Source organism: Mucilaginibacter aureus, assembly GCF_053514885.1.
This window is the reverse complement of record NZ_CP170601.1, coordinates 429831-444328: the sequence shown is the minus strand read 5'-3', so window position 1 is coordinate 444328 and position 14498 is coordinate 429831. Positions and strand designations below refer to the sequence as shown.

General features: G+C 44.7%; 10 protein-coding genes. 9 read left to right on the top strand and 1 reads right to left on the bottom strand.

The window, feature by feature from the left end:
* Positions 1-6: 6 nt before the first annotated feature.
* The 8 genes from ACFGVR_RS01885 to ACFGVR_RS01850 all read left to right on the top strand — a co-directional run bounded on the left by ACFGVR_RS01885 (position 7) and on the right by ACFGVR_RS01850 (position 11200).
* Positions 7-1734: a tetratricopeptide repeat protein gene (locus ACFGVR_RS01885; protein WP_448700750.1), complete on the top strand. Its 1728-nt coding sequence runs from the start codon at positions 7-9 to the stop codon at positions 1732-1734.
* Positions 1712-2548: a DUF4292 domain-containing protein gene (locus tag ACFGVR_RS01880; protein WP_448700748.1), complete on the top strand. Its 837-nt coding sequence runs from the start codon at positions 1712-1714 to the stop codon at positions 2546-2548. The genes ACFGVR_RS01885 and ACFGVR_RS01880 overlap by 23 nt, the downstream gene beginning before the upstream one ends.
* A 12-nt stretch (positions 2549-2560) precedes the next feature.
* Positions 2561-3850, top strand: a complete 1290-nt coding sequence (locus ACFGVR_RS01875; protein WP_448700747.1) for a murein hydrolase activator EnvC family protein — start codon at positions 2561-2563, stop codon at positions 3848-3850.
* A gap of 193 nt (positions 3851-4043) precedes the next feature.
* Positions 4044-6422, top strand: a complete 2379-nt coding sequence (locus ACFGVR_RS01870; RefSeq protein WP_448700745.1) for an ABC transporter permease — start codon at positions 4044-4046, stop codon at positions 6420-6422.
* A gap of 167 nt (positions 6423-6589) precedes the next feature.
* Entirely contained in the window at positions 6590-8023 is a 1434-nt protein-coding gene (gene gatA, locus ACFGVR_RS01865) for an Asp-tRNA(Asn)/Glu-tRNA(Gln) amidotransferase subunit GatA (protein WP_448700743.1), read from the top strand.
* Positions 8024-8083: 60 nt separating this feature from the next.
* Positions 8084-9499, top strand: a complete 1416-nt coding sequence (locus tag ACFGVR_RS01860) for a LysM peptidoglycan-binding domain-containing protein (protein WP_448700741.1) — start codon at positions 8084-8086, stop codon at positions 9497-9499.
* A gap of 245 nt (positions 9500-9744) precedes the next feature.
* Positions 9745-10746: a hypothetical protein gene (locus ACFGVR_RS01855; RefSeq protein ID WP_448700739.1), complete on the top strand. Its 1002-nt coding sequence runs from the start codon at positions 9745-9747 to the stop codon at positions 10744-10746.
* Positions 10733-11200 carry a MarR family winged helix-turn-helix transcriptional regulator gene (locus tag ACFGVR_RS01850; protein ID WP_448700737.1) on the top strand — a complete coding sequence of 156 codons (468 nt, stop codon included), beginning with the start codon at positions 10733-10735 and terminating at the stop codon, positions 11198-11200. The genes ACFGVR_RS01855 and ACFGVR_RS01850 overlap by 14 nt, the downstream gene beginning before the upstream one ends.
* Before the next feature lie 67 nt (positions 11201-11267).
* On the opposite strand, the gene ACFGVR_RS01845 is transcribed toward ACFGVR_RS01850, so the two are convergent.
* The gene (locus ACFGVR_RS01845; protein ID WP_448700735.1) at positions 11268-11861 is read right to left on the bottom strand and encodes a hypothetical protein; all 594 of its coding nucleotides are present in this window, start codon (positions 11859-11861) and stop codon (positions 11268-11270) included.
* 293 nt (positions 11862-12154) lie between these two features.
* On the opposite strand from ACFGVR_RS01845, the gene ACFGVR_RS01840 reads away from it, so the two are divergent.
* On the top strand, positions 12155-14440 hold the full coding sequence (locus tag ACFGVR_RS01840; protein ID WP_448700733.1) for an NADP-dependent malic enzyme: 2286 nt from the start codon (positions 12155-12157) through the stop codon (positions 14438-14440).
* Positions 14441-14498: the final 58 nt, after the last annotated feature.

Sequence of the window (14498 nt, the reverse complement as noted above, 5' to 3'; positions counted from 1 at the left end):
TTTAGGATGAAAAAGGGCAGTGCCATATTGATCTTATTGTTTCAGCTTACGGTAGTGGGTAGCTTTGCGCAGGATAAAAAACCTGCCAGGGCAATCAACAAACCACTTACCGGTGCCGACAGTAATATGGTGCGCCAGATGTTTTTTGCCGCCTTGTGCGAAAAAACCAGCGAACGCTATCCCGAAGCTGCCGAACTGTTTACCCATGTTTTACAGGTGGACCCGCTGAATGATGCCTCGCTGTATGAGTTGGGCCGTATCAAACGCTTACAAAAGGACGAAACAACCGCGCGGGGCCTGTTTGAAAAAGCTACCGCCTTGCAGCCCGATAATCAGTACTACTGGATGGCGCTTGCCGAAAGTTACGAGAAGATAAACGACATACCCAAACTGGAAAACGTTTTTGATGAGCTGGTGCGCATCGACCCGAACAACCCGCAATATTTGTTTGATAAAGCCAATACGTTGTATACCGAAAAAAAATACGACCAGGCACTCGATGTGTACAAACGGCTGGAAGAATTAACCGGGTTAAACGACGGGCTGATCATTAACCGCCAGAAGATCTACTTAAAGCAGGGGAAAATTGACCAGGCTACCGGCGAACTGGAGGAAATGATCAAGGTGCATCCTGAACAGATGCGGTATTACCTGTTGCTTGCCGAGCTGTACAACTCCAATAACATGAATGATAAGGCCCAGAGCGTTTTGCTTCGCGCCGAAAAGATCAACCCCAATAACGAGTTGGTGCATTTAGCTTTGGCCGATATTTACAGCGATAAAAAAGATTACAAAACCAGTTACGATCAGATCAAAAGGGCTTTTGCATTACCGGATGGCGATATCGATCAAAAACTGCATATCATTTCGGGGTACCTGCCAAAATTCCCTGATCCTAATGCCAAGGCCAGCGCGCTCGAACTGAGTAAGATATTAACGGTTACTTACCCCAACAATTCTAAAGCTTATGCTGCCTACGGCGATATGCTGCAGCAAAACGATAGTTACAAAGAGGCGCAGGAGGCATACAAAAAATCGATCAGCTTAAATAACCAGGTGTATGGTGTTTGGGAACAACTAATACGCGTTGACCTGACCAATAATGATATTGACGCGGCCATTAAAGATGGTGAGGAATCGCTGTCGATATTTCCGAATCAGGCCTGGATGAATTACCTGGTAGGGGTGGCCTGGGCGCAAAAAAAGGATTACAACAAAGCATTGAGCTATGCCAGCAATGTACCCTCGCTCGAAACACAGGACAACGGCCTGCTTTCGCAAACCTACTCGGTAATGGGCGATTGCTACCACAGCATGAAGGAGTATAAAAAATCGGATGAGGCCTACTCTAAATCGATAGAATACAATCCGGATAACATGTACACCTTAAATAACTTTGCCTATTATCTCAGCCTCCGTGGCGAACAGTTAGACAAAGCAGCACAGATGGCTAAACATGCCAACGAACTGCAGCCTGGCAGCTCATCTTTTCAGGATACTTATGCCTGGGTGCTGTTTAAACAAAAAAAATATACCGAAGCAAAAGAATGGATAGAGAAAGCCATTGCCAGCGATAAAGGCAAGGATGCTACGCAGATAGAACATTACGGCGATATCCTGTTCTATTTAAACGATACCGACGGCGCTGTACAAAACTGGAAAAAAGCAAAACAACTGGGCGCACAAAGCCCCGCGTTAGACCGCAAGATTAATGAAAAGAAATATATCGAGTAAGATACTCCCCCTGGTAGCTTTACTGACAATGGTTGGCTGTACGGCAAAAAAACAGCTGGTTACCGTACATCAACCGGATACCACGGTAAAAAAGGCCGATACTGCGGTAGTTGCCGGTACTGGCGTTAAACCCGCCCCGATCCACCTTACTCCCGATCAGTTAAATGCCATCAGCGCGAAGCAAATAGATTTTATGACCTTTTCGGCGAAAGCCAAAGCCAAAATGAACATTGACGGTAGCAGTAATGATGTTACCCTGAATATCCGGATCAAAAAAGGGCAGGAGATTTGGATATCGGTTACCGCGCTTTTGGGTTTGGAAGGTGCCCGTGCGTTGATCACTCCGGACAGTATCAAGATCATTAACCGGCTGGATGCAACTTACACTAAAAAGCCATTCAATTATATCAATCAGTACGCGGGCAGCCAGGTTAATTACCAGGCGCTGGAGGCTTTGATAGTGGGCAATGCCTGGCCTGGCTTAGTTACCGATACCAGTGATGTGCACAATGATAATGGCACCATAACCATTAACGGGGCCATGCAGGATATGATTTACAAATTGTTAATAGGCACCGATATGCGCCTGGCGCAAACCAGTATGTACAGCCGCGGTATTGTGGCCCGCGATCTGCAGGTTGATTATAGCGGCGCCTTGCAAACTGCCGATAAAGTGCTGCCGGCGCAGATCAACATCAACGCCACATCCGTAAGATCAAAAATAAATATTGGTTTAACGTATACTAAAGCCGATTTTAATAACAATCCCGAATTTCCTTTTTCAGTTCCGGCGCGATATTCGGTGGTAAACTAATATATTTGTTTGATGAAGTTTTTTAAAGCGTTTGTAATTTTATTCATTTTACTCGGAACGGTAAAAACGTTTGCCCAAAGTAGCGATGACCTGAAAAGGCAGCGTGAACAGTTAAACCAGCAGCTCGAAAAACTGAACCACGACTTGCAGGAAACTTCAAATAATAAAAAATCTACCTTAAGAGAGCTTAATCTCATTAAAGCTAAAATTGCTTTACGCGAAGAAGAGATCAAAAACATGAACTCGCAGATCCGGTTGCTGGATAACCAGATATCCGACAATACCAATACGGTACATAGCTTACAAAATCAGCTCAATCAGCTAAAAAAAGAATATGCGGCTATGGTACTGTTTGCGTTTCGCAATAAAAGCGCCTACAATAAGCTGATGTTTGTTTTTGTTGCCAAAGATTTTAACCAGGCCTACAAGCGCCTTAAATATATGCAGCAAATTGGCGCTTACCGCGAGCGGCAGGCGCATTATATTACCGGCACGCAAAAAAACCTCAACAATAAAATAGTTGAACTGGATAAGAACAAAAAAGAAAAGAGCACTTTGCTGGTTGACCAGGAAAAACAAAAAGCTACTTTAGGCAAAGAGAAGAAAGACCAGGACCAGGTGCTGACTGACCTATCGAAAAACCAGAAGCAACTCAAACAGCAAATAGCCGAAAAGCAACGCATTGCCAGAGCGCTCGACAGGCAGTTGATCCTGACCATCCGCCGCGAAGCTGAAGATGAAAGACGCAAACTTGCCGCGCAACAAGCTGCAGCTCAAAAAGCCGCTGCCGACAAAGCCCGCGCCGAAAACAGGCCTGCACCGGTTGTGGTTACACCTAAACGTCCTGTTAAAACAACCTCCGAATCGTTAGAAGCAACGCCCGAAGCAGCCAAAGCATCAAACGACTTTTTGGGTAATAAAGGCCGTTTGCCGTGGCCGGTTGCTGCCGGGGTGATCACGCAAAATTTTGGTGCTTTTTATACCGACGGTATTAAAGATGAGAACAACGGTATTAACATTAAAACATCAAAAGATGCCACGGTACGCGCCGTATTTGATGGCGACGTAGTAATGGTTGCCGATGTGGCCGGTACTTATACCGTAGTGGTAAGGCACGGCGGTTATTTTACCGTATACTCCAACCTGCGCACCGCATCGGTAAGTAAGGGGCAAAAAGTAAGCTACAAGCAAGCTGTTGGCGCACCTGCTACCGAACCGACCACGGGTGATTATGAGGTGGTGTTTGAGGTTTTAAAAGGTGAAAATTATCAGAACCCGACTTCGTGGCTGGCGCCTAAATAAACGGCCCCAAAACATATTCAATATTTTCATCGTACCTAAACTGTAACGATAACGAACATTAATGTTCGTTATCGTTACATGTGCTGCGGCAATAAGTTATTGAAGATTAATAGTTTAACTGGTTGGCTCAAAATGTGATAGTGAACGCTGATATTTGTTATCATCATCCCTGTATTTAGTTTAATAACGGCCAATGAATAATCTTGACTTAAAAATCGCATTTCGCACCTTTCTGAAAGGTAAGTGGTATAACTTTTTAAATATTGCCGGGCTGGCCCTGGGTTTGGCGGCATTTATTTTTGTTACCCTGTATGTTGATAATGAGACAAGCTACGACCGTTGGAACAAAAACATTGATCGTGTTTTTTTGGTGGAAAGGGAAATGCCTAACGGCCCGTCGGCCTATACGCCAGGTAAGCTGGCAGCGACAATAAAAAGCCGGTGCCCCGAAGTTGAAGAAGCCGGGCGAATGAATACTGCTTTATTTCAGCTGCCGTTCTATACACCATCGGGAAGGTTTTTGGTAAAGAAATGGGTTGGCGCCGATTATGCTATTGCGAAGATATTAGGCATCAAAGCTAAAGGGTTTAACCTTAATCCAAACAGCGCCACGCCTACTGTTTTGTTTTCAAAACGAACTGCCAATGCACTTTTTCCCGGCGATAGCGCTGTTCATAATAAAACAGTGAACATGCTGTCGCGCTCGGGAATGCCCATAACTATTGCAGGTGTGACTGAAGATTCACCTGGTAACACCAATTTAAGTTTTGACTGTATTGGATTTAGCGGCGACATTACCCAGGGAAAAGACCAGAGTTATGCCAACCAGATCTACCAGACCTATTTGCTGGTAAAGCCCAACGCCGATATTAATTTGCTTTCAAAAAAGATAGACCAAATATACAAGGAAGCTGCATTGGCTGATACCAGTCGGGTAGCAAAAGAAGCGTTAAGTCAGACCAAACCGGCTATTTATTTAGATCCATTGGCCAACCTGCATTTAAAACCGCATTATGGTTCTTCGGTAAATAATCAGATTGTAAACGGATTGGTCATACTGGCCCTTATTATTCTGGTTGTAACCGGCGTGAATTTTACCAACCTTTATATTTCGCAGGCTAACAAACGATCGAAAGAGGTAGGGGTTAAAAAGGTTAACGGCATCGTTAAAAAACAGATCACACTTCAATTTTTAACAGAGATATTTTTTCAATGCCTGTGTGCATTGCTTGTCGCTTCTGTAATTGTGGTTACAGGTTTGCCTTATTTTAACCAGCTATTAGGTGTTAACCTGTTAATTTCGGGCGTAAACCTAAAAATAATTGCCCAGCTATTTGTTACTTTAATATCCCTCACGCTACTGGCCGGCATTTACCCTGCGTTGGTTATGGCCGGGTTTAAACCGGTTGAAGTATTAAGGGGCAACCAGTTTGCTAACCGGGACACCTTTGCATGGATACGGAATTCGATAACCATACTGCAATTTGCTTTCGCGATTGCTTTTGTAATAACACTTGTGGTGATTAACCAGCAAGTAAGTTTCATGAAATCGGATAATCCCGGCTTTACCGCCAAACAGGTAGTGTACATTGATAATCTCGGTATTTATAATAGTCCGAAGAAATTCGAATCGGTGAGTAACCGTATAAAAGCGATACCCGGTGTAAAGAATGTTACTGTGGCTTCTAACGTACCAGGGGGTATTATCCCCGCATCTTTCGAATATACTGTTGAAAGTAAGGCATATACCATGCAGACGATTGCTGTAGGTTATGCATATTTTGAAACTTTAAATGTTGGGTTAAAAGAAGGCCGCTTTTTTTCTCCAAAGTTCGCAGCCGATTCTGCAAATGCCGTAATTAACGAAACAGCTGCAAAAGCGATGAACTTAAAAGATCCTATTGGTACAACAGTAAAAGGGCGCGGTGGTAATTACCGGATAATTGGTGTAGTTAAAGATGTAAAAGCAAACGGATTTGAAGCGAACATCCAGCCCGCAATTTATTTAATGAACGATGGCGATGGTTTAACCAAAACACAAATTATGATTAGCGCCGAGAGTAACGCCATACCCGCCATGCTGACTGCCTTAAATCATGATTGGCGCGATATTAATAAGCTTGACGGAGATAATTTTAATTATCATTTTCTGGACGAACTGTACGGCCAGCTTTTTATAAAACAGGAGCAATTGCAAGCCGTGCTGACCTGCTTTTCGGCATTAGCCCTATTTATTGCATCGCTTGGTTTTTTTGCCTCGGCTGCGCAAGCTATCCGGTTGCGTATGAAGGAAATTGCGATCAGGAAAGTGTTTGGGGCACAGGGCCAGCAGTTGATGGTAACATTGGGCAAACCATTTTTTTATATCGTTTTAATTGCCAATGTAGTAGCCTGGCCGGTTGCCTTTGTAGTCGCCACGCAATGGCTCGAAACTTTTGCTTACCGGGTCAATATTTCTTTTGTGCCTTTTATCATAGCGCTGGTCGTTTCAATTGTGATAGTTGGCATTACCGTTTGTCTGCAGATTATAAGAGCAGTCAGATTTAACCCTGCTGTTAAGTTGAAAATGTAAGGGCGGTAACTCATTGGGTACCTGGCAAGCGGGGCGCTTGCGGCAGCAGGCAGCATAGGGGCATGTTTTTCACACGCATCTACTTATCCTATTGCTTTTGTAGTATAAAACCTATCTTGCGGGCGTTTTTATAGTTGTACTACCATAAGTTTTTTTATTTTCGCTGCATGACAATATCATATCCCACTTTGTCGGCCATACAATCAGATCTGCAACAAGGTAAAATTACTGTTGCTGCCCTGGTTGAAGGATACTTGCACAACATTAAGTTAAACGAGCATTTAAATGCTTTTAACGAAGTTTACGATGACGAGGCGTTGGTTTACGCGCATGCTATAGACGAAAAGATCAAACAAGGTACAGCTGGCCGGTTAGCCGGCATTGTGCTGGCCATAAAAGATAATATCTGTTACAAGGATCACCAGGTTACCGCTTCATCTAAAATACTGGATGGGTTTAGATCTGTTTATTCGGCTACCATTATTGAACGCCTGCTGGCCGAAGACGCCATTATTATAGGCCGCACCAATTGCGACGAGTTTGCCATGGGCGGCTCGAACGAAACCTCGTACTTTGGCCCGGTTAAAAACTTTGCCGATCACACCAAAGTTCCCGGAGGTTCATCGGGTGGTGCAGCCGTTGCGGTGCAGGCCGGTATGTGCCATGCGGCTATCGGTACAGATACCGGTGGTTCGGTTAGGCAGCCTGCTGCGTTTTGCGGTATCGTTGGTTTAAAACCTACTTATGGCCGGGTATCGCGCTATGGCATTATCGCCTATGCCTCGTCGTTTGACCAGGTTGGCCCGATGACACAATCTATTGACGACGCGGCCCTGCTGATGGAAATAATGGCCGGTGCCGATGATTATGATGCCACATCGGCAAACGTGCCTGTTCCGGCTTATACGCAACAATTAAGCGATACCGGCAAAAAGAAAATTGCCTATATCAGCGAAGCGCTTACAAGTCCCGGGGTGGATCCCGAGATCAAAACCTTGTTATCGCAATACATTGAAAAACTGCAGGCCGACGGGCACATAGTTGAACCGGTTTCGTTTAAATACATGGATTATGTAGTACCAACCTATTACATTTTAACCATGGCCGAAGCCTCATCAAACCTGGCCCGGTATGACGGTGTGCACTACGGCTACCGCAGCCACAATGCCACTACGCTGGAGTCGACCTACAAAAAATCGCGCTCTGAAGGTTTTGGTAAAGAAGTAAAGCGCCGTATTATGCTGGGCACATTTATTTTAAGCTCGGGATATTATGATGCCTACTACGCCAAAGCACAAAAAACAAGGCGCCTGATACAGGAGAAAACCCTCGAAATTTTAAAGGAATACGATTTTATACTGGCCCCAACAGTGCCTACACCCGCCTTTGGCATTGCCGAAATTATAAAAGACCCGATAGTAATGTATCTTGAAGACATTTTTACGGTACAAGCATCTTTAGCAGGTATACCGGCAATTTCGATACCCTTAGGCAATAACAGCAAAGGTTTGCCGTTAGCTTTACAGTTAATAACCAAATCGTTTAACGAAAGTGGTTTATTCAGTTTTTCCAAATATGTGTTGGAACTTGCTAAAAATTAGTATCTTAGTATTTGGTAACTAAAGTGTGGCTTTGGCCGTAAAAACTCGAAAAATTAAAGCATGAAGAAATTATCGACTTTTATCATCTGCCTGGTGATCATCCACGTTGCAAAAGCCGACCTTTTAAATACCACCTCACTAAAACACAAAGCCGATTCATCGGCACTGATCAGCAACCATCGCGACACCACTATTTTACCTGTGGTAACTATTGGTTCATCATTTCAGAGTGTTACGTTTAAGCATCGCCTGGATTCTATTCAAAAAGAAATTCCGCTTGATTACAACGCATACGTACAAAGTTATATCGATATCTACACATCCCGTAAGGACGAAATGAGCCGTGTATTGGGTCTGGCAAAATACTATTTCCCGATATACGAAAAAGCTTTTCGCGACGCGGGTATCCCCGAAGAGATCAAATATTTATCGGTAGTTGAATCAGCGCTCGATCCTTATGCCGTATCGCGCGTAGGCGCAACCGGTCCGTGGCAGTTTATGTTTGCCACCGGAAAGTTATACGGCCTTGCCATTGACAACTATGTTGATGAGCGCCGCGACCCGATACAGGCCAGCTATGCTGCTGCCGCCTATATTAAAGATGCCTACCTTGATTTTGGCGACTGGCTGGTAGCCATAGCGTCGTACAATTGCGGTAAGGGTGCTATTACCCGTGCTATTGAAAAAGCCGGCGCAAGTGATTTTTGGTCGATACGCCCATACCTACCTGCCGAAACACGTAACTATGTACCTGCTTACATTGCGATAGCTTATGTAATGAACAATTACAACAGGCATGGTATTATGCCACGCACCTGCGATATGCCTGTTAAAACCGATACTGTGCTGGTGAACAAATTTGTATCGCTGGCCAATATTTCGAAGGTGCTGAATATGGACACCAGGCAGATAACCGCGCTGAACCCGCAATACAAAATGCAGATCGTTAACGGAACGGATGCTGCGCCAAAACGTTTGGTTATCCCGCAGATCAATAAAGCCAGTTTTGCTTTATTATATGATGCACTGAACGATCCGAACATTACTTCCGATCAGTTTCAGCCGGTACGCGCCAGCATTAACGAAACACCTGCCAAAAGGAAATTACAGGAATCGACACCGGAGATACCAACTTCGCACCGGGTAAAAAGAGGCGAAACCCTGGCCTCGATAGCCGATAAATTTGGCATGGAAGTAAGTGAGCTAAAAGCCTGGAACCATTTGAGCCAAAGCAAAGTAGCTACCGGCACCGAACTGCGTTTAACCGCTCCGCCGGCTTCGGAAGAAAGAGCCGCTTCGATCGTCTCGAAAAAAACGGGCCGCAACTTTATTACTTATAAAGTGCGCCAGGGCGATACATTATCGGCCATAGCCGAAAAGTTTGACGGCCTCACCATCGAAAAGATCAAATCCATCAACAACCTGAAAGGCGAACATTTGCAACCAGGGATGACGCTGAAGATCACGAAGGGATAAGTGATTTCGGATTTCGGAATTTCGATTTCGGATTTTCTTATTTTTCTACTAATCATAGCGCAAGTCCGATACTGATTTAAGTTTAACGCAGCCTAACTTAGACCAGTACAGCGAAACCATTCCGTTTTGTTGCCTGTAAACATTCCCATTCCCACGTATAAAAAAGCTGAAACAAGTTTGGAATGTAAAAAATATGCATAACTTTGATTTATCTTGATTATTAAGATACTTTATTATTAAGATAAATGAAACCTAAGCATATGTTTGAAGAAAAAATTAAAACAAGCTGGCTAAAGTTATTTACGCTGGTTGTTGCCGCAACTGTGATGGCAGAGTTATTAATTGGATCGACACCGTTAAGCCGGATCGGACAATTGCTGCCGCAATTTCTTTTTTATGGGTCAGGGGTTATTTTGGTGCGAGAGATCACCCGCAGGATGGGATTGGGATGGACAACGATCATTTTATTGGGCCTGGCATACGGTATTATAGAAGAAGGCCTTGCGCTGCAGTCCATATTTAACCCGCACTTTCTTAATCTGAATATTTCTTATGGAAGTGCATGGGGCGTTAACTGGGTGTGGGCCGAGTATTTAACCGGCTTCCATTGTTTTTGGGGTATGACCGGCGCGATATTGCTTTGCGAAGAGATCTATTCCGCAGATCGCGACAAGCCCTGGGTTAGTTTGCCGGTACTTTGGGTTGTTGGATGTATTTACCTATTGATCTGTGTTGCCTTTCATGCTTTATTTGTAAAACTGCTTGTTTTCCAGGCGGCGTTAAACCTGGTTGTGATTTGCTTAGTCATTGTGATATTACTTATTACTCTGGCTTTAAAATTACCACAAAAGCAGGTTGATGCAGAAAAAAATAACGTAGTCAAGCCTGTATATTCATTCTGGCTGATCGCTTTTATCACATTTGCCGCAGGGGTGTTGTGGTTTTTAGGAATAGCATCAGTATTTGTGAAAGATAAGGTTAGTTTATGGATCTCCGTTCCGGCGGGCCTTGTTATCGTTATTATTTATTTTACCCTCATTAATAAATGGAAGCTGATGGCGATCAGGAACAATATTGATAGATTTGCGGTTGTTACCGGTTTGCTTTGCGCCGAACTGGTATTTGGATACAACCAAACATTAGCCAACAAGCAGGATCATTATGGGCAGATGGTGCTCATTGTATTGGTTGTATCCCTGCTGATTATTTTGCATAAAAAGTCTAAAAAAATACATGCCGTCAACTGACCACCCCGAATCTATTTACCAACTGATGTGGGCTATACGAAAGTATACCCGTACCACCTTATTATTTCAACACCTTGTAGCCAAAAGCATAGGTTTGAACGTAACCGACGCCGAATGCATCGATTTTTTGCAGGAAATGGGCCCTTCCACCGCGGGCAACCTGGCAAAAGCTACAGGACTGACCACCGGGGCAATAACCAATGTGATTGACCGGCTTGAAAAAGCCGGGTTTGTAAAAAGGAGCCATGACCCGGTTGACCGCAGGAAGGTGATCGTTAGTTTTCTTCCCGAAAAACATACCAACGCCAAAATCCATTATACAGCCCTGGCGATGGAGGTGCAGGCGCTGCTTTCGACTTATGACGAAGAACAATTGGATCTATTGATTAAGCACACAGAGGCGTTAGAAGCAATTTACCATCAGCAAACAGCCGGCATTAACAATGCATCTTAATTGTACTGATTACTGGTCCAGGTTTATGTGTAGCGTAACTTAGCTCAATCAGTACTATATGTAGGGTTTACTTAAAAGAAATTTTTACGCTGTAAAGGGTATTGACACTGATAATGAAATCAGTCCAGTTGACTACTCTTTGCGATTGTGATGAAGTACCGGGGTCGACTAAGGTTACCGTAGTAGGCGTGATGCCGGTTTGCTCCCCCTGGCTATTGAATTTTATAGTGTAGGTCATGGCGGCAATAATATTGGCTCTGCCCTCGCCATCGGCCGACCGCAGCGTTACGATCAGCGGGCGGTTTGCTGATAACTGATCAAAAAGGGCGTCCTCATCGAGGGTAAGTTCATCGCAAAAAATATGTGCAGCCCTGCCCCAACTGTTTGGCGTAGCTGCGTTTAAAACCCCGGTACCTAAAGTAGCCGCATCTGCCTGCGAAACGCTTAAGCCGTTATAGTTGATGATCATGCTCAGGCAGGCCGCCCAATATCGCGCGTTATCAGGCAGATCGCCTGATTGGCTCATTCTTTCGTAACGAAAATTTGCGGGCAGAATGCGAACCTTGTAATTATTGTTTTCGAGTTTGGTGATATTGGGGTTTTGGGCGTAGCAAAGCGTGGTAAATAAGGTTAATAGGATGGCAAATAACTGGTTTTTCATCGGCTGTAATTGTAGGGTAAGTATAACAATTATGGCGGATTTTCTTTTTAAAACTGAAAGAAAATGATTATCTTTAAGTGATTGTGGTTAAGGATGTGTTAGCATCGTTGCTATAGGTTATTGCGAATTTGATAATTGAGTGCCGAAGACTTATCGAAAAATACCGACAATTTCCCCCCTGCTTTGATTTTTGATTGCGAAAATGATAATGCCCGGCGGGCGGGTAACTTATTTTATACTTCGGCTCAAAAAGAATTGTACTTTTGTACGCTTTAACTGAGCTCTGAAAAAAAATGAACAAGACCAATCGTAAACTCGATGCGCTCGAATACCATTCGAAAGGGCGCCCGGGTAAAATACAGGTAATACCAACCAAGCCAACCAATACTCAACGCGACCTTTCGTTAGCCTATTCGCCCGGCGTTGCCGAGCCATGTTTGCGCATTGCCGCCAATGTGGATGATGTTTATAAATACACCGCTAAAGGTAATTTAGTGGGCGTTATCAGTAACGGAACCGCTGTTTTAGGTTTGGGCAACATTGGCCCCGAAGCCAGTAAACCGGTAATGGAAGGTAAGGGCTTGCTCTTTAAAATATATGCCGATATCGATGTTTTCGATTTGGAGGTTAATACGACCAATGTAGACGAGTTTGTGAATATCGTAAAGGCTCTTGAGCCAACTTTTGGTGGGATCAACCTGGAAGATATCAGCGCGCCAACCTGCTTTGAAATTGAGCGCAGGTTAAAAGCCGAGATGAATATCCCCGTAATGCACGATGATCAGCACGGCACGGCCATCATTTCATCGGCAGCGTTGATCAACGCCTGTGAGCTGCAGAAAAAGAAACTCGACAAGATCAAAATGGTGGTTAACGGTGCGGGTGCCGCAGCGGTATCATGTACCAAGATGTACCTGAGCCTGGGTGTTAAACTCGAAAATATCGTGATGCTGGACATCAACGGTGTGATTAATCCGGAGCGTACCGACCTTGACGAGATCAGGATGATGTTTGCCACCAAACGTACCGATGTACATAACCTGGCCGATGCCATGAAAGATGCCGATGTGTTTATCGGCCTTTCGGCAGGTAATGTGGTTACCCCGCAAATGCTCAAAACGATGGCGAAAAACCCGATAGTTTTTGCCATGGCGAACCCTAACCCCGAAGTAGCTTACGATGTAGCGGTTGAAGCACGTAAGGACATTATTATGGCAACGGGCCGCAGCGATTACCCAAACCAGGTGAATAACGTTTTAGGTTTCCCGTATATCTTCCGCGGGGCGCTTGATGTAAGGGCAACAACCATTAACGAAGCGATGAAACTGGCGGCGGTACATGCTATAGCCAGCATTGCCAAAAAAACGGTACCCGAAGAGGTTAACCTGGCCTATAACGCCAAAAACCTGCACTTTGATAAGGATTATATCATCCCTAAACCGATGGACAACAGGCTGATAACCGAAGTGTCATCGGCGGTAGCCAAAGCGGCTATGGAAAGCGGCGTGGCCCGCAAGCAAATCACCGATTGGGATGCTTACGCGGATGAGCTAAAAGCCCGTTTAGGTACGGATAACAAGATATTGAGAAACATTGCCAATAAGGCAAAATCGAACATGAAGCGTGTGGTTTTTGCTGAGGCGGATAATTATAAGATACTGAAATCGGCACAGATCGTGATCGATGAAGGGATCGCTATCCCGATATTGCTGGGGAACGTAGACAGGATCAAACAGATCATGCTCGAAAACGACCTGCAATTAGGCGATGTAACGATCATCGACCCGCGCCAGGATACCGGCGAACGCGCCTGCAAATACGCCGACCATTTATATAACAAACGTCAGCGTAAGGGGATAACCCTGTTCGAGGCTAAAAAACTGATGCGCGACCGTAACTATTACGGCGCCTGTATGGTGCAGTTTGGCGATGCCGACGCCTTAATATCGGGTTTAACCAAAAACTATGTGTCGACCGTAAAGCCAGCCCTGCAGGTTATAGGCACGGAGCCGGGAGTTAAAAAGGTTGCCGGTATGTATATGATGATCACCAAAAAAGGCCCGGTGTTTTTTGGCGATACCACGGTTAATGTAAACCCAACCGCACAGGATCTGGTTGATATTACCGTATTGATGGATAAATCGGTACGTAAGTTTAACATCAAACCACGTATAGCGATATTATCCTATTCAAACTTTGGCTCGAATGAGGGCGCGATACCAGAAATGACCCGCGAAACAGTGAGCATCTTACATAGTCAATGCCCTGATATTGTGGTGGATGGTGATATGCAGGCCAACTTTGCCATTAATCCTGACCTGTTGCAGGACAACTACCCGTTCTCAACCTTAGCAGGCGAGCCGGCCAATACGCTGATCTTCCCAACGTTAGAGTCGGGTAATATTGCTTACAAGCTGTTACAGGAACTGGGTGGAGCAGAGGCGGTTGGCCCGATACTTTTAGGGATGAAGAAATCGGTGCATATCCTGCAATTGGGCAGTTCGGTGCGCGAAATTGTGAACATGGTTACCATCGCGGTGGTCGACGCTCAGGAAAAGGAAGCGATAGCTGTAAAATAGACGCAAGAACCGAGCGGTAGCGAGCTCATTTACTCAATTGAAAAACAAATCAATGGTA